Annotated in this window: 16 protein-coding genes and 1 riboswitch; of the genes, 9 read left to right on the forward strand and 7 right to left on the reverse strand. The window is 68.2% G+C overall.

All coding sequences use genetic code 11. The features are described 5' to 3' along the window. The first annotated feature begins 215 nt into the window (after positions 1–215). Positions 216–713 carry a phospholipase A2 gene (locus tag H9634_RS07835; RefSeq protein ID WP_191726144.1) on the forward strand — a complete coding sequence of 166 codons (498 nt, stop codon included), beginning with the start codon at positions 216–218 and terminating at the stop codon, positions 711–713. Positions 714–1,133: 420 nt separating this feature from the next. On the opposite strand, the gene H9634_RS07840 is transcribed toward H9634_RS07835, so the two are convergent. The 3 genes from H9634_RS07840 to H9634_RS07850 form a co-directional block, all read right to left on the reverse strand. Then, entirely contained in the window at positions 1,134–2,102 is a 969-nt protein-coding gene (locus H9634_RS07840) for an FkbM family methyltransferase (RefSeq protein WP_191726145.1), read from the reverse strand. Between the two features lie 220 nt (positions 2,103–2,322). Beyond that, positions 2,323–3,717: an MBL fold metallo-hydrolase gene (locus tag H9634_RS07845; RefSeq protein ID WP_191726146.1), complete on the reverse strand. Its 1,395-nt coding sequence runs from the start codon at positions 3,715–3,717 to the stop codon at positions 2,323–2,325. 277 nt (positions 3,718–3,994) lie between these two features. Beyond that, positions 3,995–6,676, reverse strand: a complete 2,682-nt coding sequence (locus tag H9634_RS07850; protein ID WP_191726147.1) for a choice-of-anchor M domain-containing protein — start codon at positions 6,674–6,676, stop codon at positions 3,995–3,997. Between the two features lie 295 nt (positions 6,677–6,971). Then, a riboswitch (glycine riboswitch) is annotated at positions 6,972–7,060 on the forward strand. Between the two features lie 142 nt (positions 7,061–7,202). Here H9634_RS07850 and gcvP point away from each other — a divergent pair. The 4 genes from gcvP to H9634_RS07870 all read left to right on the forward strand — a co-directional run bounded on the left by gcvP (position 7,203) and on the right by H9634_RS07870 (position 13,412). Continuing rightward, on the forward strand, positions 7,203–10,244 hold the full coding sequence (gene gcvP, locus H9634_RS07855; protein WP_191726148.1) for an aminomethyl-transferring glycine dehydrogenase: 3,042 nt from the start codon (positions 7,203–7,205) through the stop codon (positions 10,242–10,244). Beyond that, entirely contained in the window at positions 10,241–11,383 is a 1,143-nt protein-coding gene (gene gcvT / locus H9634_RS07860; RefSeq protein ID WP_191726149.1) for a glycine cleavage system aminomethyltransferase GcvT, read from the forward strand. Before gcvP ends, gcvT begins: the two co-directional genes overlap by 4 nt. Before the next feature lie 29 nt (positions 11,384–11,412). Continuing rightward, the gene (gcvH, locus tag H9634_RS07865) at positions 11,413–11,811 is read left to right on the forward strand and encodes a glycine cleavage system protein GcvH (RefSeq protein ID WP_204514242.1); all 399 of its coding nucleotides are present in this window, start codon (positions 11,413–11,415) and stop codon (positions 11,809–11,811) included. A 140-nt stretch (positions 11,812–11,951) separates the two neighbouring features. Further along, positions 11,952–13,412: an L-serine ammonia-lyase gene (locus tag H9634_RS07870; RefSeq protein ID WP_191726150.1), complete on the forward strand. Its 1,461-nt coding sequence runs from the start codon at positions 11,952–11,954 to the stop codon at positions 13,410–13,412. A 73-nt stretch (positions 13,413–13,485) separates the two neighbouring features. Here the strand turns inward: H9634_RS07870 and H9634_RS07875 are convergent, their stop codons facing one another. After that, positions 13,486–14,070 carry a DUF3267 domain-containing protein gene (locus H9634_RS07875; RefSeq protein WP_191726151.1) on the reverse strand — a complete coding sequence of 195 codons (585 nt, stop codon included), beginning with the start codon at positions 14,068–14,070 and terminating at the stop codon, positions 13,486–13,488. A gap of 104 nt (positions 14,071–14,174) precedes the next feature. Continuing rightward, complete coding sequence (locus H9634_RS07880; protein ID WP_191726152.1) at positions 14,175–15,386, reverse strand: aminotransferase-like domain-containing protein; 1,212 nt, start codon at positions 15,384–15,386, stop codon at positions 14,175–14,177. Positions 15,387–15,662: 276 nt separating this feature from the next. On the opposite strand from H9634_RS07880, the gene H9634_RS07885 reads away from it, so the two are divergent. The 4 genes from H9634_RS07885 (at position 15,663) to H9634_RS07900 (ending at position 22,595) form a co-directional block, all read left to right on the forward strand. After that, the gene (locus H9634_RS07885; protein ID WP_191726153.1) at positions 15,663–17,114 is read left to right on the forward strand and encodes an APC family permease; all 1,452 of its coding nucleotides are present in this window, start codon (positions 15,663–15,665) and stop codon (positions 17,112–17,114) included. Further along, entirely contained in the window at positions 17,111–18,811 is a 1,701-nt protein-coding gene (locus H9634_RS07890) for a serine hydrolase domain-containing protein (RefSeq protein WP_191726154.1), read from the forward strand. Before H9634_RS07885 ends, H9634_RS07890 begins: the two co-directional genes overlap by 4 nt. Then, positions 18,808–19,560, forward strand: a complete 753-nt coding sequence (locus H9634_RS07895) for an ABC transporter permease (RefSeq protein WP_191726155.1) — start codon at positions 18,808–18,810, stop codon at positions 19,558–19,560. The genes H9634_RS07890 and H9634_RS07895 overlap by 4 nt, the downstream gene beginning before the upstream one ends. Before the next feature lie 164 nt (positions 19,561–19,724). Continuing rightward, complete coding sequence (locus H9634_RS07900) at positions 19,725–22,595, forward strand: immunoglobulin-like domain-containing protein (protein ID WP_191726156.1); 2,871 nt, start codon at positions 19,725–19,727, stop codon at positions 22,593–22,595. A 151-nt stretch (positions 22,596–22,746) separates the two neighbouring features. Here H9634_RS07900 and H9634_RS07905 read toward each other — a convergent pair whose 3' ends face one another. Both H9634_RS07905 and H9634_RS07910 read right to left on the reverse strand, forming a co-directional pair. Next, a complete protein-coding gene (locus tag H9634_RS07905) occupies positions 22,747–23,328 on the reverse strand; it encodes a CDP-alcohol phosphatidyltransferase family protein (protein ID WP_191726157.1) in 582 nt (193 codons plus the stop codon). Continuing rightward, positions 23,325–24,263, reverse strand: a complete 939-nt coding sequence (locus H9634_RS07910) for an ABC transporter substrate-binding protein (protein ID WP_191726158.1) — start codon at positions 24,261–24,263, stop codon at positions 23,325–23,327. The genes H9634_RS07905 and H9634_RS07910 overlap by 4 nt, the downstream gene beginning before the upstream one ends. Positions 24,264–24,267: the final 4 nt, after the last annotated feature.

Genomic DNA, 24,267 nt, shown 5'->3' on the forward strand with positions numbered 1-24,267 from the left:
GGTGTGGGGGCGGAGATGCCCCACGCGTCAGCCACGGCGGTCATCGAGTCTGGTCGGAGGCTTCCGCTTCAGTCTGGCTGGAGGATAGCACGAAGGGAGATGCGGAAACAGTAGGAGACCCGCTGTTTCTGTGCTACGGTTTTGCGAACCAATACCGCGCAGTAGGAAGTATCATGAGAGTAAGCAGAATCCGTGGAGCCCTTGCCTCGGCATCGATGATCGCAGCAATGCTCTCTGGGATCGGAATAGCAGTTCCCGCGCAAGCGCAGATCCCAGTAGTAGAGGTGGGGTCTGCAACGGTGGATGAGAGTGACCTATCTGAAGCCGAGGCCCTTATTCTTTTGCAGAAGGCGCTTCGTGAACAAGGGTATGAGGGCGACGTGACAGAAGAGGCGCTTCGCCGTGAATCTGAAACTGCTGGAATCGATTCCGCGAAAGTGAATGGGTGTTCGACTCCAAAGGTGACTAAGCGTCTAACAAAGAAATGGGATCGAGTCTTCCGGCCGGCGTGTAACAAACACGATGTCTGTTATTCGAAGAATTCGCGCACCCCGCGGAAAACATGTGATTGGCGTTTCCGGGAAGATATGTACAAGATCTGCAAGGGGCGCTCTAAAGACGGGAATGCGTGCCGTCGAGCAGCCAGTACGTATTACTATGCCGTTCGGGCGTTTGGAAAGAACTATTACAAAGGGAAAGGAAGCAACGCGTGATGCCGAAAAGTAGGGGGGCGCGAATCGCCTTTTCCATCGTTCTTGCAGCAGCTGGAGTTCTCTTGCTCACGAGCATCGGAGTGACGATCTGGTCGCAGTCCGGTGAGGAGGGCTGGGTAGCTAAGGCAGTTATCGCCTTCATGTCCTGGGTCGTTTCTGTGCCCGTGGTGCTCGCTGCCTGCATTTGGACACTTGTGTTGTGGTTCCGGGACCGGGACAGCGGCCACCGGGAAACGCCAGCTGTTGAGCCTGAGGGTTCAGCTCACCGGAATTAGGCACTGTCCTCTATCGGGACATAGTTGACAGATGTCTTGGGACATCGTTGACAACGAGGAAGGCTCTCAGGTCGCGGTGCGCGATCTGCAGGTCGACCTCAGCCTCGTCGCCGGTGAGGTCGCCTTCTCCCGCTGAGGGCTGCGCTCAGTCGAGGACGGGCACGCCGTCGGCTGCGAGCTCCTGCCGGGCGGCGGGGGAGAAGAACCAGTCCCGGTAGTCGTCATCCGGCACGATCCGCTGCCGATGCTCCAGCATCCCAGCGCGGACGAGATAGAACTGATAGCCGTGCGGGGCCAGCAGCGCTTCGAGCTCGCGCGGCTGCGCGCGGGCGGGCAGCACCTCGCACAGGATCTCCGGTCGGTGGGCGGCCAGCAGCTGCTGGCCGAAGCCGAACACGGTGTTCTCCGCACCCTCGACATCGACCTTGAGCAGCACCCGATCGTCTGGTTCGAACTGCTCGCTGAACCCATCGAGGCTGCGGCAGGACACCTCGGTCCCGGCGGAGAACTCCATGTCGACCGAATAGAACGACGGCAGCGCCGAACCGCCGTCCCCGCATGGCACGCTGAGCACGACATCCGGGTCGCCGACCCCGATCCGGTGCAGCGTGATCTGCTCGCCGGCATCATTGCGCTCGATGTTCGCCGCACACGCATCGGCGACCGCGGGCACCATCTCGAAGGCGTGGATCCGCAGGCCGGGGTGTGCCGCTGCCAGGGCGAGGGAGAAGATGCCGGTGTAGGCGCCGATGTCGAGTAACACGTCGGCGCCAGCGGCGCGGGTGGCCATCAGGTCGAGGGCGAAGGCATCGGAAGCCGAGGGGCGGCGGCCCTTGCCCCAGTACATCTCCTTGGCGATCTCGCAGCGGTCCGGGCGCAGCAGCACGAACTCTGCGCCAGCGTCCTGGTCAGGTGAGCCGATCACCTGGACGCGTCCGGTCACCTCGGCGAGGTGGGCCGGGGCCGGCAGGCGGCCGACGGTGATGCCCGGCAGGCGGGTGGCGGGTCGCAGCAGCGGGTGGATGAGGGGGCTGGCGAGCGCGCGCTTGGCCGCAGGCTTGAGACCGAACCACTGCTGGCGTCGGCCGAGGTAGGTGCGCCGGTAGTCACCCATGGGTGTCAGCTCCTGGTGCTGGATCCTGGTCCCGCCAGTCTATCGACTCCCCGGTCCTGGCGACAGGTGCTCGCCGGTCCCGGTGACAGATGCGCCACCGCGCCCGAGGCGGAGACGGCGACAGCCTCCCGGCGCACCGTGGGTGCGGGGAGGCTGTCGTTGTCGTGGCCTCACCTGAGCTGCTCAGGTGACGGCGGGCCGATCAGGCAGTGGCCGAGCGTCAGGCGGTGGCCGAGCGCTTCCAGTTCGACCAGCCTTCGAAGCTGCCGTCGATCTCGATGACCTCGTAGCCGGCGCGGCGCAGCGCCTGCGCGGCGACGGAGTTGCGCATCCCGGTCTGGCAGTAGGTCACGATCGTGCCGTCCGCGGGCAGCTCGTCGAGGTTCCACAGCAGGCGACCGACGTTGAGCTGCGCGGAGCCGGGGATGTGGCCCTCGGCGTGCTCGGTCTTGTTGCGCACATCGAGCAGCAGGTCGTAGTCGGTGTGGTCGAGCTCGGCGGGGGAGATGACCTCTGGCTTGTAGTCGGCGAGGGTGTCGAGCGAGGTGATGTAGCCGGAGACGTCGTCGATGCCGACGCGCACGAGGTGATCCCAGATGCGCTGAGCTTCAGCGGCGTCAGGTGCCAGCAGCACGATCGGGGTCGACTCCGCCTCGGGGTTGTATGACCAGGCGCCGTAGGTCGCCGGCTTGTTCGCCGGGATGCTGAGCGCGCCCTTGACGGTGCCCTCGCGGACCTCATCGGGTGAGCGGGTGTCGGCGATGACGATCCTGCCGGCCTCGAAGTCCTTGCTGACCTGTGCGAGGTCGAGCTCGGTCAGCGGCTGGCGTCCGCCCATCACCTTCGGGCCGTCGCGGTTCTCCCGCTTCATCCGTCCGAAGTAGGCGTGCGCGTCCGGCTGGCCGTCGAGCAGCTCATCGACGAAGCCCTGCTCGTCATCGTTCTTCAGATGCTTGGCCCACCAGGCGAAGGCCTTCTCGTAGCCGACCGTCGACGTCGGCACGGCGCCGAGCGCCTTGCCGCAGGCCGAGCCGGAGCCGTGCGCCGGCAGCACCTGGACGTAGTCCGGCAGCGGCATGAACTTCTCCTTCAGGCTGCGGAAGAGGTCCTTCGCGCCCTGGAAGCGGGTGTCGACGCCGCCGGCTGCCTCGTCGAGCAGGTCGGGCCGGCCGAGGTCGCCGACGAAGACGAAGTCGCCGGAGAGCAGGAAGCCGGGCTCATCGGTGAAGCCGCCGTCGGTGAGCAGGAAGCTCAGGTGCTCCGGGGTGTGGCCGGGGGTGTGGACGGCCTGCAGGGTGAGGTTGCCGACGGTGATGGTGTCGCCGTCCATGAGGCGCTCGGCCTCGAAGCCGTACTGCCAGTCCTGGCCGCCTTCGCCGGAGACGTACATCTTCGCGCCGGTGGCCTCGGCCAGTTCGCGGGTGCCGGAGAGGTAGTCGGCGTGGATGTGGGTTTCGGTCACGGCCTTGATCGTCATGTTGTTCTTCTCGGCGTAGTCCTGGAAGAACTCGACGTCGCGGCGGCTGTCGACGACGATCGCCTCGCCGGTGGCCTGGCAGCCGATGAAGTAGGCGGCCTGCGCCAGGTCCTCGTCGTAGATCCGTTCGATGAGCATGTGTCCTCCTCGTCCGTCCCGCTGCACGGGCCGGAGGTTGATCACGGTTTCGCTTTCCTGTGCCACAACAATGATACCCCAAGGGGTATTCCCAGATGTGCTGCGGGAACCGTTCCCGAGGCGGTGGCACCGTTGGCCGACTGTCCTCAGTGTATCGACACCGGCCGCGTAATGACCAGACATTTTGTGCGGGTGGGTGAATGCACCTCGGCCGGCAGAAGCTTGAGCTCCTGCCGGCCGAGATTCCGGTCATGCCGCGGCGATCAGCTCCGCCGCATCACCGCCTGCGGCGCCGGGCAGCGAGAAGGAGGGCGCCGCCGGCGCCGAGCAGCGGAAGGGCCAGCCCGAGGGCCATGAGGCTGCCGCCGGTGCGCGGCAGCGCACCGAGCGCGTCACCGTCAGCCGAACCGCCGGCCTTCGCCTCGCCGTCGGAACCGGATCCGCCGGATCCTGCGCGGTCGCTGTCTTCGCGATCCGAGCCGTCGCCACCCGGGCCCGAGGTCTCGGTCGCCGTGCCGGAGGCGTCAGCAGTCGGCTCGTCGGTCGCCTTCGGAGAGTCCGACGGGTCTGCGGTGTTCGTCGGCTTCCCGGTCGGTTCGTCGGTCGGCTCTCCGGTCGGTTCTTCGGTCGGCTTCGGCGACGGTGTCTCCGTCTCGCTGCCGGTGCCGAGGCATGAGTCGATCGCGGCCTTGCCGACGTGCACGTGCAGCGTCTGCTTCTCACTGGTCAGTGTGCTGCCGTTCGTTCCGGTCGCCGAGGCCTGGAAGGTCAGCTCGTAGTGACCGGGCTTGGTGAACACCCACATCGGGTGAGCGTGGGTGGCGAAATCGATCGGGAACGAGGTCTTGTCTGTGCCCGACTGCAGGCGCACTTCCGGCTTGCCGCCGAAGCCCGACCCCTGCTCTGCGAGTGCGAAGTGCGCACCCTTGGGTGTCTTCGCATCCGTCAGCGACAGCGACACCGGGCCCTTGAGCTTGGAGTAGTCGATCTCCTGGGTGTTGTATCCGGGCCACAGCAGTCCGCGCTTCTGCACGAAGGGCAGCGCGTAGTAGGTGTCGCCCTGGTTGCCGAGGAAGTCGAAGGCCGGATCGGCCTGATCGGGTCCGCGCTTGCCCATACCGGAGTCGCGCACGCCGAAGGCGATGTCGGAAATCGGGTGCTCGGTCGGCTTGCCCGATGTGTGGATGCCGGTGTCGTCGTGCAGCTTCATCTCGATGCCGGTATCAGCCTGGCGCATCTTCAGATCGACGTGACCGTCATCGAGCAGCTTCCGGCCGTCGGTGCACACCGGCGGGGTCGTCGGATCCTCAGTCGGCGTGGCAGTCGGCGATCCGGTCGGGCTGGCCGTCGGCGAGGCGGTCGGCGACGCCGTGGGCTCGTCGGTCGGGCTCGGCGAGGGGGAGAGATGCTTGTCCGGTGTCAGCTCACCGGTGTGCTTGATCCCCTTCTCCTTCGTGTACGCCGTGTCGAGCTTCATCGTCGCGCCTTCGGAGCGGACCTGCGGGTGCGGGATGATCGTGACGTTCGGGGTGTAGCCGGCGTCGGGCTTGTCGATGAGCCAGTCGTCCTCGTCCTGCTCCCACACACCGTTGACGAAGGTGCCCTCGAACGGCTCGATGGCGTATTCGTCGTCGGGCTTCTCCAGCATGCCGCCGGTGACGAAGCCGCGGAAGCTCTTGTCGTGCATCTCGATGCGGGCCTTGTAGGTGCCGTTGCCGTTGTCGGTCAGCGAGAAGTCGTAGCCGAGGTCGCTCAGCCGGATGTCGTCGGTGTTCAGTCGCGTATTGGCCGGGTCGTTGACCTTGCCCATGAGCTCAGCCGAACCCTGCGCCGAGTCCACCTTCGTGCTCGGCTTGCCGGGTCCGTACTCGAGCTTCGGCGAGATCCACTTGCCCGGCTTGTCGCCATCGGGGGTGAAGACGACCTGGAAGTCCGAGGTGCGTGGGCCGATGTGCTCATCCCAGCTGGCCACGCCCTTCTCCACGCGCATATCGGTGAGATGGTAGCCGTTGATGAGCACCGTCGCGGTGCCCGTGACCGAGGTGTCCCCGGCATCGAAGGTCAGCGTCGTGAGCTTGTCGTCGCCGTCCTTGGCCTTGTCTGCCTTGGGTGCGGCGCTGAAGGTGTAGGTTCCCGGCACCGGTCCCTCCGGAGCCGAGGCGTAGCGCTCCTCCAGGCTCGGAGTCGCCTTGGCGGCCGGTTCCTGCCCGCCGACCTGCCAGCGGAACTTCGTGTCCTTCGAAGCGATGATCTTTCCGGACGTGTCATCGCGGGCCACGGCCCGGTAGGTGATGTCGTAGGTGCCCGGGCGCGAGAATGTCGTCGTGTTGTGGGTGTGATCGCCGCCGCTGAGGGGAGCTGAGCGCAGCCCGTTCTCCGTCGAGGACATCAGCCGGCTGGCTCTGACCCTGTCCTTCTCCTCATATGAGGTGAAGAGCTCGAAGGTGCCCGGGCCATCGACGTCGAGGACGTCAAGGCTGAACGAGGCGTTGCGGAACTGCTTCACGGGGATGCCGGCTTCGGCGCCGAAGCCGATCCACGTCGGCAGATGGTTGCCCTCCGGTAGGACGGGGGCCTGATAATAGGTCTCGCCGGGCTTGCCGACGAACTCCAGGCCGGGCTTGTTCGGCACCGTGAACTGGTACTGGGACTTGCCGCTGCGGGCACTCCAGCCCTTGCCGACCCAGTTGACGGTCGTTGCCGCCTCATGCGCCGTCGAGCCGACCTTCGTCTTGAGGTCGAAGCCATTCGCTCCGGAATCCCAGTACACCTGGGGGCTGTCGATATGGGCGCGAGCGGCGACCTTCATGCCGTCGCTGGGCCCCGCGTGGGCCGGATCAGCCGTTGACGGCAGGGTGGCTGCCGCCGGACTGATGAGGGCTGCTGCGACGAGCGCCGCCGCGGCGACTCGCAGCCGTCTGGAAGGCGCACTGCTGGTGCGCATCAAAGGAAATCGCATCGTCTGCTTTCTAGCTCGAAGCCCGGCCCGATGCCGGGCACAGCATGGTCGCGCCGGCATGGCGCGGCCACGGTATGAGGGGAAACGTATCGCTCAAGGCCGCCTATGGTCATGTCGTCATGTGCCGATGCGTTCATGTAGGCGAGGGGTCGGCGCCTCTGCAGGCACCGGCTGCTCAGCCGGGTGTCGGGCTCGTCGCGCGGGAGGTGCCCGGTTCTCTGCGCCGGAGGTGTCGGCTCTTCGCACGGGATCTGTGTTGCATCGTCTCATCCGTGTAGACTCGTGACAGCCGCGATGACATGTTCTGGGAGAGCCGCCGCCGGCGGCGCCGTAGGTGCAATTCCCTCCCCGGGAAACTCTCAGGCCCAGTACCGGAGCATGCAGGCACCTCTGGAGGAGTACCAGCTGGCGGGCAACCGCCGCCTCGGCGCAGGGACGCACCCCGCGCTGGTCTGACAGAGCGGGGAGGAACACCCGGCACTCGTGTGTTCGTCACCGCGACGGACCAAGCAGCGTGAGGATAAGCATGACGACTGGTTCCCTTGCCCATACGACTCCCGCCGCCGGAGACGCGCCCCGGCCGTTCTCCGACCGGCACATCGGCCCCCGCGCCGCACAGGTCGAGCAGATGCTCGCCGCCCTCGGCTACGACTCCCTCGAGGCGCTCGCCGCAGCCGCGCTGCCGCAGAACATCGCCCAGGATCAGGCGCTCAGCCTCGACCCGGCACTGACCGAGACCCAGGTGCTCGACCGGCTCAAGGAGCTCGCCGGCAAGAACGTCATGCGCACGCAGATGATCGGCCAGGGCTACTACGACACGATCATGCCCGCCGTCATCCGCCGCAACGTCGTCGAGAACCCCGCCTGGTACACCGCCTACACCCCGTACCAGCCGGAGATCTCCCAGGGCCGCCTCGAAGCGCTGCTGAACTTCCAGAATGTCGTCCAGGACCTCACCGGCCTCGACATCGCCAACGCCTCCCTGCTCGACGAGGCCACCGCCGTCGCCGAGGCGGTGCTGCTCATGCGCCGGGCGAACAGGAAGGGCTCGGTCGTCGTCCTCGACTCCGAGACCCACCCGCAGACGATCGCCGTCGTGCGCGCCCGGGCCCGGGCGATGGACTTCGAAGTCCAGGTCGCCGATCTGTCCCAGGGCCTCGTCGGCGAAGACGTGTTCGGCATCGTGTGCTCCCAGCCGGGCACCTCCGGTGCGATCCGCAGCTTCGACGCCGCCGTCGCCGCTGCCAAGGAGCGCAGCGCACTCGTCACCTTCGTCTCCGACCCGCTGGCCCTGACGATGCTGAAGGAACCGGCCGCGCAGGGCGCTGACATCGCCGTCGGCTCCGCCCAGCGCTTCGGTGTGCCGCTGTTCTTCGGCGGCCCGCACGCCGGCTTCATGGCCGTGACCGAGAAGCTCAAGCGGATGCTGCCTGGCCGGCTCGTCGGCGTGTCCGTCGACGCCGACGGCAAACCCGCCTACCGGCTGGCCCTGCAGACCCGCGAACAGCACATCCGCCGCCAGAAGGCCACCTCGAACATCTGCACCGCCCAGGCGCTGCTCGCCGTGTGCGCCGGCATGTACGCCGTCTACCACGGCCCCGTCGGGCTGGCGAAGATCGCCTCGCGCATCCACCGCCTCGCCTCCGCCTTCGCCGAGGCGGTCGGCACCTCAGGTGCCGGCACCGGCGCGGCAACCGGCGCCTCGGGTGCGGTCAGCGTCATCACCGCGGACTTCTTCGACACCGTGACCGTGCGCGTGCCCGATGCCGATGCCGCGATCGCGGCTGCCGATGCCGCCGGAGTCAACCTCGGCCGCTTCGACGACACGCATGTCACCGTCTCCTTCGGCGAACCCCACACCCCCGCCGACGCCAACGCCGTACTCGCAGCCCTCGGGCTCGAAGCGCGCGTCGACGAGAACGTGCTCGGCACCTCGGGCGCGGGCACCACCGGGGCAGGCGGAGCCGGCCACGGCGGCTTCGGGCCCGCCCAGGTGCCGGCCCCGCAGTTCGCCGCCAGCCTGCACCGTAAGAGCGACTACCTCACCCACCCGGTGTTCAACACCTACGGATCCGAGACGCTCATGATGCGCTACCTGCGCACACTCGCTGACCGCGACCTCGCCCTCGACCGGACGATGATCCCGCTGGGCTCCTGCACGATGAAGCTCAATGCCGCCGTCGAGATGGAGGCCATCACCTGGCCGGAGTTCGCCAGCATCCATCCGTTCGCACCCGAGTCGCAGACCGCCGGGTGGCGCGAGCTCATCGGCGAACTCAACGACATGCTCGTCGACATCACCGGCTACGATCAGGTCTCCATCCAGCCCAACGCCGGCTCCCAGGGCGAACTCGCAGGCCTGCTCGCGATCCGCGGCTACCACCTGTCCAACGGCCAGCCGGAGCGCCGCGTGTGCATCATCCCGCAGTCCGCCCACGGCACGAACGCCGCCTCGGCCGTGCTCGCCGGGCTGAGCGTCGTCGTCGTCGGCACGGCAGCCGACGGCTCGATCGACCTCGACGACCTCGATGCGAAGATCGACCAGCACCGCGACACCCTCGCCGGCATCATGATCACCTACCCGTCGACCCACGGCGTGTACGAATCCGATGTGCGGCTGGTGTGCCAGAAGATCCACGACGCCGGCGGCCAGGTCTACGTCGACGGCGCCAACCTCAACGCGCTGTGCGGCCTCGCCCAGCCCGGCGAGTTCGGCGGAGATGTCTCCCACCTCAACCTGCACAAGACATTCTGCATCCCGCACGGCGGCGGCGGACCCGGCGTCGGCCCGGTGGCGGTGCGCGAGCACCTCGCCCCGTTCCTGCCCGGCGACCCGCGCTCGGCTGAGCTTGTCGGCGGCGCGCGTGAGCGCCTCGACCTGCCGGTCAGTGCCTCGCTGTACGGTTCGGCCGGCGTGCTGCCGATCACCTGGGCCTACCTCAGGCTCATGGGCCCCGACGGGCTCGTCGAGGCGACGAAGACCGCGCTCTTGAGCGCCAACTACGTCGCCCACGCCCTGTCCGAGGAGTTCCCGACGCTGTACACCGGTGAGAGCGGGCTCGTGGCCCATGAGTGCATCCTCGACCTGCGCGAGATCACCGCGAAGACCGGGGTGACCGCCGAGGACGTCGCCAAGCGGCTCATCGACTACGGCTTCCACGCCCCGACCCTGGCCTTCCCGGTCGCCGGCACCCTCATGGTCGAACCGACCGAGAGCGAGGACCTCGGCGAGCTCGAGCGCTTCATCACCGCGATGAAGTCGATCCGCGCTGAGATCGACGCGATCGGCGACCAGTACTCCTACGAGGCCTCGCCGCTGGCCGCCGCCCCGCACACCGCCACCTGCGTGATGGACGACTGGGACGCCGCCTACAGCCGCGAGACCGCCGTGTTCCCGGTGCCGGGTCTGAAGCTGACGAAGTACTTCCCGCCGGTGCGCCGCATCGACGGCGCCTACGGCGACCGCAACCTCGTCTGCTCCTGCCCGCCGCCCGAAGCCTTCGAAACCGATACCGACACCGAGGCGGAGCTTGCCGACGCCGCCGATGCGAAAGGTGACAACGCATGACCAAGCACACCCCCCTGCATGATGTCCACGCCCGCCTCGGCGCCTCGTTCACCGATTTCGGCGGCTGGGACATGCCGCTGAAGTACGGCTCCGAACTCGCCGAGCACCGCGCGGTGCGCGAGGCCGCCGGCATCTTCGACCTCTCCCATATGGGTGAGGTGCGGGTGACCGGTAGCGATGCCGGCGCGCTGCTCGACTACGCGCTCGTGGCGAAGTACTCGTCGATGGCCGTCGGCAAGGCGAAGTACGGTGTCCTCGTCGACGCCGCCGGCGGGCTCGTCGACGACCTCATCACCTACCGGATCGCCGACGACGAGTTCCTCGTCGTGCCCAACGCCTCGAACACCCCCGCCGTCGTCGAAGCGCTCGAGGCCCGGGCCGAGGAGTTCCGCACCGAGATCGTCCCCGACGCCGCCGCCGAGGTGGCCGACGAGTCCGCAGACACCGCCCTCATCGCCGTGCAGGGACCGCAGTCCCAGGCGATCCTCGAAGCCGCCGGCGCGACCGAGGGCGGCGAACCGCTCGACGAGCTCGGCTACTACGCCTGGCAGCCGCTGACCCTCGACGGGGTTGAGATCATGCTCGCCCGCACCGGCTACACCGGTGAGGACGGATTCGAGCTCTACCTGCCCAACGCCTCGGCCGAGGCGATCTGGGAGCTGCTCTTCTCCGCTGCCGAGAAGGTCGACGGGGAGGTGCTGCCGTGCGGTCTGGCCGCACGCGACTCGCTGCGCCTGGAAGCCGGCATGCCGCTGTACGGCAACGAGCTCAGCCTCGAGCACAGCCCGCTCGATGCCGGACTGGCGCGGATGGTCGAACTCAATGTCAGGAACAAGGAGCATCTGTTCGCCCGCGAGGCGCTCGAAGGACTGCTGGCCCAGCAGCCCGCACGCGTGCTCGCAGGCCTGACCTCACAGGGCCGGCGTGCCGCCCGCCAGGGCGCGACCGTGCTGCTGGACGGTGAGCAGATCGGTGAGATCACCTCCGGTCAGCCCTCGCCGACGCTCGGCCACCCGATCGCACTGGCCTACCTCGACCGCGAACACACCGAACCCGGCACTGCCGTCAGCGTCGACATCCGCGGGAAGTCCTACGACTTCACCGTCGCCGAACTGCCGTTCTACCGCCGCGAGAAGTGACAACCTCACCCATCTGAAAGGAACCCGTCATGGCTGAACTGCCCCCGCTGCCACAGGACTTCACCTATTCGAAGGAACACGAATGGGTCAACGCCAAGGCTGATGCGATCGTCGGCAACACCGTGCGCATCGGCATCACCGCCGTCGCCGCCGATGCCCTCGGCGAGGTCGTGTTCGTCGACCTGCCCGCCGTCGGCGACACCGTCACCGCCGGTGAGACCTGCGGCGAGGTCGAGTCGACGAAGTCGGTCTCGGATCTCTACTGCCCGGTCACCGGCACCGTCACCGCCGTCAACGACAACGTCGATGACAACCCGGGACTGCTCAACTCCGATCCCTACGGCGAGGGCTGGCTGTTCGAAGTCGACGCCACTGAGCTCGGCGAGGTCATGGACGCGGCCGGCTACGCCGAGGCCAACCACATCTGATCGGCTGGGTGCCGCCGCTCCACCTCGGCGGCGGCACCTATCCCGGCCCGGTGCGCACTCTGCGCTCGGCCGGCCCGGCGACCGGCCGGGACCCCACTCCTGGGCAGCGCTGCCCACCCTGAGCGAAAGTTGGTGTCACCATGGCGATCAGCGTATTTGACCTGTTCACCGTCGGAATCGGCCCCTCCAGCTCCCACACCGTCGGGCCGATGCGAGCCGCGGCGACCTTCGTCGAGCTCATCGGTGAGCGCATCGACGACGTCGCCTCCCTCGACGTCGACGTCTACGGCTCCCTGGCTGCCACCGGCGCCGGCCACGGAACCTTCGATGCGATCCTGCTCGGCCTGGAGGGCTGCCAGCCCGAAGCCGTCGAACCCAATGAGGTCGACGAGCGCACCGCCCGGATGCATGAGACCGGCACGCTGCAGCTCGGCGACCGCAAGGAGATCGCCTTCAGCGTCGACGACATGCGCCAGCGCCCGCTGACCGTGCTCGAACGCCACACCAATGGCCTCACACTCGCCGCCCGCGACGCCGCCGGCGAGGTCATCGCCGAGGAGACGTACTTCTCGATCGGCGGCGGCTTCGTCGTCAGCCAGTCCGAGGAGGAGGCGCTCATCGCCGAGGCGCGTGAGCAGCACCCGGAAGACGACAACGTCTCCGCCGATGAGCTCGCCGCGGTGGCCGCCGCCCATGATGAGGGACCGCAGATCCCCTACCCGTTCTCCACCGGTGCTGACTTGCTGCGCATCAGCAAGGAGACCGGGCTGGCGATCTGGGAGATCATGCTGGAGAACGAGAAGGTCCACCGGTCGGTGCCCGACATCCGCCGCGGCCTGCTGCACATCTACGGGGTGATGGACCAGTGCGTCATGAACTCCCTCGACCGCTCCGGCAATCTGCCCGGCGGGCTCAAAGTGCGCCGGCGCGCACACGACTGGTACCTCAAACTCAAAGAGGAGGACCCGAGCGGCGACCCGCGCTTCTACCAGGAGTGGGTCAACCTCATCGCCCTGGCCGTCAATGAGGAGAACGCCTCCGGCGGGCGGATCGTCACCGCCCCGACCAACGGCGCGGCCGGGATCGTGCCGGCGGTGCTGTACTACGCGCTCAACTACGTTCCCGAGGTGGCAGACGCCCCCTCGTCGTCGAACGCCCGTGAGCATGCGATCGTGAAGTTCCTGCTCACTGCTGGGGCGATCGGCGTGCTGTACAAGGAGAACGCCTCGATCTCCGGTGCTGAGGTCGGCTGCCAGGGCGAGGTCGGATCGGCCTCATCGATGGCCGCCGGTGCGCTGGCTCAGGTGATGGGCGGGACGACCGAGCAGGTCGAGAACGCCGCCGAGATCGCGATGGAGCACAACCTCGGTCTCACCTGCGACCCGATCGCCGGGCTCGTTCAGGTGCCGTGCATCGAACGCAATGCGATCGCTGCCGGCAAGGCGATCAATGCGGCGAAGATGGCGATGTTCGGCGATGGTGAGCACCGGGTGAGCCTCGATGAGGTCATCGCGACGATGAAGGCCACCGGTGAGGACATGAGCCACAAGTACAAGGAGACGGCGCTCGGCGGACTGGCCGTCAACGTCGTCGAATGCTGAGGCGCGGCTGCTCGGTGCAGCGCTGAGGCCGGGCTTTCTGGTGGAGCGCTGAGGCCCAGCTGAGAGCCGAGCCTCAGCGATAGAACTGCAGGCCCGCCGGGAGCTCCTCGATGAGGGTTCCCGGCGGCTGCTGCAGCGCCGCCCCGGCCAGGACCACATCGCCGACGCAGCCAGCCAGATGCACGGCCGCCGGCACCACCAGCCAGCCGCCGAACGGGACAATGGCGATGATGAGCGCGCACCCGCCGCCGTTGACGACGAGCGGTGCCAGCGCGATGGCAAGATACTGGAGTCTGGCGAACCGGGCGCCGGGGGCGATGCAGTAGACAGCCGGGATCTTCCCGCCGATCCGCGTGAGCCCGACCTGTGGCCGCGCGCCGAAGACCCGCATCGACACGGCGTGCATCGCCTCATGGACGACGAGCAGCACCGCGATGAGCGCGAGGGTCACAGCGATCCCGAGCAGCAGCTGGGCTATGCCGAAGCTCCCACCGCCGGCAGCCCGGCCGCGCGCCCACAGGAAGAAGTAGAGCACGAAGCCGGCAGGCACCACGAACACGCCGATGATGTTGACGAGGGCCGCAGCCGTGCGTCCGGGGATCCACTGCCGGGCGGCGGCATCGGGTGGCTCGTGATCGGGTGCGCTCAGATATCTCATCTCCTCCACCATCACGATAACGCCGGGAGCCTACCGCGGCCTCGGCAGCGGTGAGAACCGCCTCGGGAACGGCACCTGACCAGGGCAGACGCGGAAGCGAGCGGCTAAGCCGACTGGGCCAGCGTGCTCTCGGTGCCGAGCACTGCAGCGAGCCGGCGGACCCCCTCGCGGGTGCGCTCGACGCCGTTGGAGACGAACGAGAAGCGCAGCGTGCGCGGGTCCGGGTCAGCGACGTAGAACGGCGGGCCGGGCACATAGAGGACCCCGGCCTGGGCCGCTTCGAAGACGAGGGCCTGCGTGTCGAAGCCCACCGGCAGGCGCGCCCACACGAACATCCCGCCGGCCGGCTGATTCATCACCGATCCTGCAGGCAGCACCTGTGAGAGCTCCTCGACGAGCGTGAGCATGCGCGCCTGGTACTCCGCGCGCACGGGTGCGAGCACCTCTTCCATATTGTGGGTCGCAAGGTAGTGGGCTGCGGCGAGCTGGTCGACCGTCGAGGTCTGCAGTGCGGTCGCCTGCTTCGTCACGCCGATCCGCTCACGGGCCTCCTCATCAGGGCAGCGGATCCAGCCGACGCGCACACCGGGGGAGAGGACCTTCGAGAGGCTGCCGAGCAGCAGCGAACGGTCATCCAGCCGCGGGTCGGCGCTGATCGGGGTGAGCACATCGTCGGTGAAGCGCAGCTCCGCGTACGGGTCGTCTTCGATGAGCCAGACATCGGAGTCGGCGAGCACATCGGCGATCTGCTGCCGGCGCGAGGCCGGCATCGAGATCCCGGTCGGGTTCTGGAAGGTCGGGATGAGGTAGACGGCCTTCGGGTTCCACATCTCGATCGCCGCCGCCAGCGCCTCAGGCACGAGCCCGGCCTCATCGCCGTCGAGTGCCTTGAGCTCGACGCCCTGGACGGCGAAGGCCTGCAGTGCGGACATGTACGTCGGGTTCTCCACGAGCACGACGTCACCGGGATTGAACAGGGCCTGGGCCACGAGCCCGAGCCCCTGTTGTGAGCCCGAGGTGACCATCACCTCGGCGGCGGAAGCCGGCACATTCGCCTCCTGCAGGCGACGGGCGGCAGCCTCGCGCATCTCCGGCTCACCGTCGGTCGAGCCGTACTGCATGGCGCGCGGGCCGTCGGTGGCGAAGACATGGGCGTAGGCCGCAGCGAGCCCGTCGACGTCGAAGAGCTCAGGTGCCGGATGCCCGCCGGCGAAGCTGATGATGGATGGGTCGGCGGCGATCTCGAACAGCCGCCGGATCGGGGATTCGCCCACCGCCATGACATGGTGGTTGAGCGTGTGGCGCAGTGGTGTCATGAGGTCATCGTAGAGCCGGAACCGCACCGCAGACGACACCGCAGGGCGGGATTCTTTCGACCTGTCGGACAGCGCCAAAGAGGGGGTGGTGAATCTGTGGCTCAACGCATGTGCTAGAGGCCCGTCCGGTGGGCGTCTTGTTCCTGGTCGCAGGGCTGCCGATGCCGATGTCTGTGACGTGTGGCACGATAGGCGGCAGGCGTGCTGGGCGGGTGCGCTGGGCACGTGCGAGACAGCCGGCGATGCCGGAACGCGACAGTGGAGAGTGAGGATGCGATGGCTGAACTGAAGAAGTCACTGGGCATGCTGCAGCTGCTCGCCTTCGGCGTAGCAGGTGTGGTCGGCACGAGCTGGATCTACACGAACTCCACCCTGTTCGGCGAATACGGTGCCGGCGGAGTCGTCTTCGGCCTGGCGGCCGGCGTGCTGCTCGCCGCATGCGTGGCGCTGGCGTACTCGGAGCTGACGACGACATTCCCGCGCGCCGGCGGCGAGGTGGTCTACTCCTACACCTCGATGGGCCGCGGGGCGGCGTTCTTCACCGGCTGGATGTTGTTGGGCGCCTACGTCTCCTCGCTCGCCTTCTACGTCACCGCCTTCGGGTTCCTGCTCGGCAACTTCTTCCCCGTCTTCAACACCATCCCGCTCTACACCATCAACGACGAGACCGTGTACCTGCCGGTGCTGCTCGTCGGAATCGCACTGACCGCCCTCTTCTTCCTGCTCAACTGGTTCGGCATCGAGATCGGCGCCCAGGTGCAGCTGGCGATGTTCGCCGCCATCGTCATCATCGGCGCAGCCCTCGTCGTCGTCGGCTTCTCCACCGGCTCGCCGCAGAACTTCCTCCCCGCCTACTACCCCGAGTCGATCCCGGTCTCCGACACGCTGCGGTTCATCATCCCCGGCATGACCTTCCTCGCCGGCTTCGGACTCGTCGCCGTGCTCGCCGAGGACGCCAAGATCTCCGCCCGCAAGGTCGGGCGCACCGTCGTGCTCACCGTGCTGGCCGCCGGCACCTTCTACTGCCTCGTGCTTGCCGCCACCGCCTGGGTGCTGCCATGGGAGGACGTCGCCCAGATGGACCTCGGCACCGTCTCGGCGTTCCGCGAAGCCGGCTTCCCGCTGCTCGGCGCAGGCGCCTACCTCATCGCCTTCCTCGGGCTGCTCACCAGCTTCCTCGGCCTCTTCGTCGCCTCCTCCCGGATCATGGTCGCGATGGGCCGCGCGCACCTGCTGCCCCCGCAGCTGGCCGATATCCACGACCGCCGCGGCACCCCGCACAAGGCGCTCATCGCCACCGCGGCGGTGACGCTGGCCCTCGGCTGGCTGGGACCCGGAGCGGTCGTGTGGTTCCTCGACACCGGTGGGGTGTACCTGGGAATCGTGTGGTTCATGGTCGTGCTCGCCAAGTACCTCACCCCGCGCCGCTACCCGGAGCTCGAGCGCCCCTACCGCACCCGGCTCGGCTTCCTGCCGGCGATCGGCGGCGTCGGCGCGCTGCTCGTCATCATCTGGGCGATCGTGCCTGGGACCAGCTCGTCGCTCGTCTGGCCGGCGGAGTACATCATCCTCGGCGTCTGGTTCGCGATCGGTGCTGTGCTGTACGTCGTCGCCCGCGCCAAGCAGATCGACCGCACCGAGGGGCTGCACGCCATCCTCGGCGACTCCTACGCCCATCTGCACCGCCATGAGATCGCCGCCCAGCAGCGCCGCAGCGAGGACACATGAGACTGACCGACGACGCACTCGCCGCCGCGCGCGAGGTGGTGCTCACCGAGGCTGCCGCCGCGTCCGTTCCCGAGGTGGCCTTCGGGATCATCTCCGACGGCCAGGTGGTCGCCGGGCAGGGATGCGATCGGATCTACCGGATCGCGTCGATGACGAAATCCTTCACCGCCGCGACGGTGCTCGGACTGTGCCGGGGCCTCATCCCGGCGGTCGGCCGCAGGCCCGACCTCGATGACCTCCTCGCCGACTGGCTGCCGGCGCTGAGCACCGGGCAGTGGGCTGAGGAGATCACGGTGCGCGATGCGCTGACGATGGCCACCGGCCTGCCGAAGGACGATCCGTGGGCCGATCGGCTGGAGTCGATGCCGATCTCCCAGCTGCAGCGACTCATGCAGTCCCCGGCGCTGACGAACTTCCCCGCCGGCGGAGGCTTCGAGTACGCCAACTACGGCTATGCGATGCTCGGCGCGTTCGTCGAAGCGGTCACCGGCCGCGCATTCACCGATGTCGTCCACCTGCACCTCATCGCCCCGCTCGGGCTGGAGTCGACCGGCTTCGATGTCCGGCGGCTCGACGCAGACCGGCTCGTCACCGGCTACCGGCGCACCCACGACGGAGATCTCGAACCCCAGCCGATCTCCCTGCCCGGGGCGTTCTCCGCGATCGGCGGGCTCGCCTCAACAGTGGAGGACATCGCCGTCTGGGTGGCAGCACTCATCGAGTCCGCCCAGCGGCGTGAACCCGGTGATGCCTGCCGTGCTCTGGGGCGCGGTGACGCTGAGGCGCGCGCCTGGCGGCGGGTGCTCGCCGATCTGCAGCAGGCACAGCGGCCCATCAGCATCGCGCATGCCCGCGACCATGCGGTGTCGGTCGGCTACGGGTATGGTCTGCGCTGCGCCTTCGACACCCGCTACGGGCACACCGCCGGGCACTCCGGCGGCTACCCGGGCTTCAGCCTGCACATGCGCTGGCACGCCGCCACCGGCGCCGGGATCATCGTACTCGCCAATCTGACGGGTTTCCCCGCCGAGGAGGTCGCCACCCGGGCTCTGCACGCTGCCCTGGCCGAGCTGCAGGCAACAGCACCCGACGCCGGTCTGCGGCCGGCCAGCCGCCCGGCCACACAGACCCCGGTGCAGAAGGCAGCCGCTGCCTCGGAAGCCGTCGCCACGGCGGAAGCGGAAGCAGTCTCGGCGGCGGCCACTGCCTCGGACGCGGAGACAACCTCGAAGGCGGCCTCCGCCTCGGAAACGGCCACTGCGGGCCGGCCGGTGATCTATCCGGTCGCCCCGATCGCCGGCTTCGAACCGACCGAGCTGGCCCGCACCCGCCAGCAGCAGGCCGAGGCGATGATCGCCAGCGGCGATGACCGCGGCGCCGCGGCCGTCTTCTCCGCCAATATGGATCTCGACATACCCCGGTCAGAACGGCTTGCAGCATGGGCCCGCATACGCGACCACCTCGGCGCCCGCACCTCCGAGAATCAGGGGGCAGAGGGCCGAGGTGAACCTGTCGTCGAATGGCTCACTGCGCTCTCAGCCCGCTGGACGGTCTGGGCTGCCGATGGAGCCGAACCCCGGCGCGGCCGCCGCGTTGAGATGATGCTCAACCCCGCCGGTGAGATCCAGCAGCTCACCGTCACCGCACTGCCGGAGGACACTGCGCCGGCCGGCCGCGCGGAGAGCTCGAACGCATGACCGAACCGCTGTGGCCGACACTGACCGCTGTCGTCGTGCTCCTGGCCATCGCAGTCACCGTGCTGTCGCTGGCCGGCGTGCGCCACCGCTGGGCCGCCGGAGTCGCTGTGTTCCGCAGCGCCATCCAGCTTGCTGCCATCAGCCTCATCCTCGCCGGCGTCATCACCGACCCGCGCTGGGTCGCCCTCGCCCTGACAGTGATGTTCACCGTCGCCGCCGTGACCGCCACCCGGCGGACCGGCTGGACGCTGCCCCGGTTCGGCATCGTCTCCGGTGCCATGGCCGCCGGCGTCGGAATCACACTGGCCGTCATCTTCCTCACCGGTGCCCTCGAACCCACCGCCCGCTATGCACTGGCGATCGGCGGCATCATCATCGGCAACGCGATGTCAGCAGTGACGCTCGCCGGCCGGCGCACCGCACAGGGCACCGTCGAGCGCTTCGCCGAGGTCGAAGGATGGCTCGCCCTCGGCGCCACCCCGCGCCAGGCCACTCTCGACATCGCCCGGGAGGCGATCCGCGAAGCGCTCATCCCACCGACCGACCAGACGAAGACCACCGGACTCGTCACCCTGCCCGGCGCGTTCGTCGGCGCGATCTTCGGCGGTGTCAGCCCGCTGGAGGCCGGCCGCTTCCAGATCGTCGTCCTGGCCGGCATCATGGCCGCCGGAACCATCGCAGCGACCATCGTCGCGCTGACCCTCGCCCCCACCCTCATGCGCCCAGACCAGGAGTCTGCGCGCATTTAATATATAAAGACGCAGATATGTCTGCATCTGCGTCTTTCAGGTTTCTGTCGATCTCCACTCGGCGTTCACTCAGCGTTCGTGCTCGCTGACAAGGCTCAGAGCGGTGCCCGCCAGCACCTCCGCACGTAGCACCCCATGCACACCCTTGAGTCGAAAGCAGAGACATGGCACAACTGACGTCCTTTCGCGCCGCGTGCGCCGGACTGCTCTCCGCTGCTCTGGCCACGGCCGGTATGGCCGCCGCCGGGCTCGCGACGGCAGCCCCGGCACACGCAGCGCCCACCACCGAACTCATCAGCAGCGGCAGCACCGAATGGCGCTACCTCGATGACGGCACCGATCCCGCCGACGGGCTGACCGAACGCACCGGCTGGACCGCCGCTGACTTCGACGACTCCGCCTGGCCCACCGCCGCCGGCAGCTTCGGCGCCCTCCACGGCGAACTCCAGCCGCTCTCCGGTGGTCATACGCCTGACAATCTGCTCACCCAGCACAAAGACGGCAGCACGGAGAACCACGAAGCGTTCTTCTTCCGCACCACCGTCGACGTCACCGCTGCCGACCTCGACAGCCAGAAGCGCCTGACCGGCTCCATCCTCTACGACGATGCCGCAGCGGTGTACGTCAACGGTGAGAAGATCGCCGGCTTCGACGACGCCGGCATCTCCTACCCGTCCGAGGGCGAAGGACGCAACCTCGTCTACGGCGGCTCCAACGCCTCGGCGCCCAAGACCGGCACCATCGACGTCGCCGCCGATGTGCTCACCGCCGGTGAGAACACGATCGCCGTGCAGCTCCAGCAGGGCCGGGCCACCAGCTCCGACATCTACCTCGACGTCGCCGACCTGACCCTGAGTGCTCCGGAGGAGAAGCCGGTGCACCACTCGCTGCTGCTGGGCATCGGCGCTGACCCGAGCGAACGCTACATCTCCTGGTTCACCAGCTCAGGTGTCGATGAGTCCGTGCAGATCGCAGCCGGTGCCCACACCGACATGCCCGCAGACGCACAGACCGTCGCTCCCATCACCCGCGGCACCAGCGCAGTCGCCGGTGAGGAGTACGTCCACGCCACCGTGACCGGACTCAAACCGGGCACCTACTCCTACCGCGTCGGCTCCGAGGCCGGCGGCTGGACGGACATCGAACAGTTCCGCGTCTACGAGAACACGCTCGAGCACCAGTTCACGTTCATGGGCGACGCACAGATCGGCGCCTCGGGCAACGTCGAGAAGGACGCCGCCGGCTGGCAGGCCACCCTCGATGCGGCCAACACCATGTACCCGGATGCGCAGTTCATGTACTCGGCAGGCGACCAGGTGCAGACCTACGCCGGTGACGCCGGAGAGTACCGCGGCTACCTCGCCCCCGAGCAGATGCGCACCCAGGCCTCCGCGCAGACACTCGGCAACCACGACTACAACCGCACGAAGATCCAGGAACTCTACGGCCAGCACTTCCACCAGCCGAACATGTGGGACGGCGACCCGAGCAAGGGCACCTACTGGTTCAAGTACAACGGCGTCCTGCACCTCAACATCAGCACCGAGGACCGCGGCCGCTACGACGACTACCGCGCCTACCTCGAACAGATCATCGCCGAGCAGTCCCACGACACCCACTGGACGGTGCTGACCTTCCACCGCTCGATCTACTCCTCGGGAACCACGCACTCCCAGTCGCTGACGACCAAGGGCCTGCGGGACGGCATCGCCCCGATCGTCAAGGACCTCGACATCGACCTCGTGCTCGCCGGTCACGACCACAGCTACACCCGCACCCACCTCATGGACGGCACCGAACCAGTGCTGCCCGAAGGCGCCGGGGCAGGTGCTGAGGGCGCCGGCTACGCGGCTACCCCGGACACCAACCCGGACGACGGCCACGACGTCGTCTATCCGAAGGACGGGCAGGTCATCTACATCACCGCCAACTCCTCCTCCGGGTCGAAGTACTACGACCTCGTCCCCGATGCGATGGTGCCGTGGAAGCACCTGAACAATCAGAACTACACCCCGCAGTTCACCAACGTCGACGTCAAGGAATGCTCGATCACCTCGACGACGATGACGCACACCGGCGACCAGGTCGACAAGGTCGAGCTCGTCAAGGACGGTGAGGCCCCGACGATCACCCACCCGGGTGACACGACCGTCCGCCTCGGTGCCGACTTCGATCCGATGGCCGGTGTCGAGGTCTCCGACGCCTGCAGCGATGTCACCGTCGGCGACATCACCGTCACCGGTGACGTCGACACCGCAACCCCGGGCGACTACGAGCTGACCTACACGGTCACCGACTCCTCGGGCAATGAGGCCACCGCCACCCGCACGATCACTGTGGCCGCCGGCGACGAGCCCACCGAAGACCCCACTGAGAAGCCGACGGACGATCCCACCGGTGAGCCGACGGACGACCCGACGGACCCCTCGGATGACCCGAGCGAGCCGAGCGAGGATCCCACCGACCCGAGTGAGGACCCGTCTGACAGCGTGCGCGAACTGACCGTCACCCCTGAGACGATCACCGCCGCCGACTTCGTCACCGATGGCGCCGTCGAGATCGTCGCCCGCGGCTGCACACCGGGCAGCACCGCAACCGTCACCGTCGAACCGGAGGGCTCGGGCGTCACCGCGTTCACCGACACCGCAACCGCCGACGAGACCGGCGCTGCAGCGTTCACCGTCTACGGCGAGAACGCCGAGGCCCCGGAAGCCTACATCGGCAGCTACGACGTCACCGTCCGCTGCGCAGGCGGAGACGATCTGACCGGCCGGTTCAGCGTCGTCGCAGAAGATGACGGCGATGACGAGGGATCAGACGACGGCCGCGACGATGACGGCCGCGACGATGACGGCCAGGGCGGCGGTGACCGGGACGACGACGGCACGCGCGAGGACCGCAACCGCGACTCCGACGGCCGTGAGCTGCCGCGCACCGGCAGCGACATCACCTGGGCGCTCGCCGCCGGCGGCGGACTCGTCGCGCTCGGCGCCGGAGTCTTCGTCCTCGCCCGGCGCAGGACGAACCTGACCTGATGATCAGCGAACCTGACCTGATGACCAGGCAGACGCCAGCCTGAGCCACCACCTCGGCCACGGCAGACAGGGACGCGGCCGCACGGGCCGGGGGGGCCGCGTTCTGCTGTCAGGACACGCACCCGGCCGGCTGCCGCCTCGGAACCGGAGCTCACACCTCGGGTGTGGGACGCTGCCGGCCGATCCGGATGAGCATGAGTGCGTAGTGGATGCCGGCGGCGAGGTGGAGGATGACGCCGATGCTCAGCAGCCCGAGCGCGATCGCCTCGATCGGGGTGGTCGCCAGCGTCGGGGCGCTGCCGAGCAGCAGCAACGGCAGCCCGGTCATGATGAGCGCGGTGCGGATCTTGCCCAGCCAGGTGACGTGCGAGTCCTGCGTGGCGTGCATGCGGGTCGCGCCGACGATGCCGAGTGCGAGGTCGGTGAGCACGATGACGAGCAGCATCCACACCGGCAGGATCCCGAAGAGCGTCATCGCCGCGCAGATGAGCGCGATGCCCAGGCGGTCGGCGACCGGGTCGAGGACCGCGCCGACGCGGGAGGCCATGTTCCAGCGGCGGGCGATGAATCCGTCGATCCAGTCGGTTGCCCCGAACATCGCCAGCGCAGCGGTGGCCAGGATCCGGTCGCCGGGTTCGCGCATGAGCCAGATGACGATCGGTACAAGCACCACCAGCCGGATGACCGAGATGACGTTGGGCAGCGTGAGCACCTCGCGGCGGGCCGGTCTCATGAGGCCAGGTCCTTCTCCGCCAGCCAGTCGCGGGCGATCGGCGCAGCCTCGCGGGTGCCGTAGTGGCTGCGCCGATTGAGCTGCTGGAGTTCGGCGATGTCGAGGCGCAGCGCCGCTCGGGCCAGCGCCTCGGTGAAGAACGGGTGCAGACTCGGCACCACCAGCGGAGTGACGAGCTGGGCGAGGACGAGTTTGCGCGGATCGCCCAGCACCTGCAGCTCGTCGCTCTCAAGCGCAGGATCGGCCGCCGGGATGAGCGCCACCAGCACCTCGCCGGCGGTGAGCATATCGCGGGCGGCCAGCGTGTCACCGGGAATCGTGTCGATGTACTCAGCCGTGACCCCGTAGGCATCCTCCAGCCCGCGCGGGCCGTACGGGCGGTGGCGCACATGTGCTCCAGCCGCGATCGTCACCGGCTCATCGGCCCCGCGCAGCTCGCCGATGTCGACGAGCCGATGCTCCTGACCGTAGTCGCGGCGGATGACGAAGCACTCATGGTCAGCCGCCTCGGCAGGAGCGAGCACACGCATGTTCGTCGGCAGCGCCGACTGCAGGGCCAGCTGGATCTGGGCGGTGTCGACCTCGCGGATGTCGGGTTTGAAGTACTGCAGCAGGTGCCCGCCGTACTCCGGGAACACCTCGAGCCCACCGGCCATGAACTGCGGCAGATAGTCCTCCCGCTGACCCAGCTCGAACTTCCGCTCCACCTCCGCGCCGGCGTCCTCGAGCACCTGGGCGAAGATCTCGGCGATGAGGATGTTCGAGTAGTACGACTGCGAACCCACCCGCACGCGCGTGCCCGGCTCAGGCTTCTCCTCCTGCGGGGCCCGGATGATCGGCTCGGTGAGCCCGCACCCGGACAGCAGAGCCCCAGCCGCCGCCGAGGCGGTGAGTCCGGCTGCGGTGAGGAACCGCCGCCGAGGCAGTGGGGCCATGGTC

This window comes from Brevibacterium gallinarum (genome assembly GCF_014836885.1).
Classification (GTDB): Bacteria; Actinomycetota; Actinomycetes; order Actinomycetales; family Brevibacteriaceae; genus Brevibacterium; species Brevibacterium gallinarum.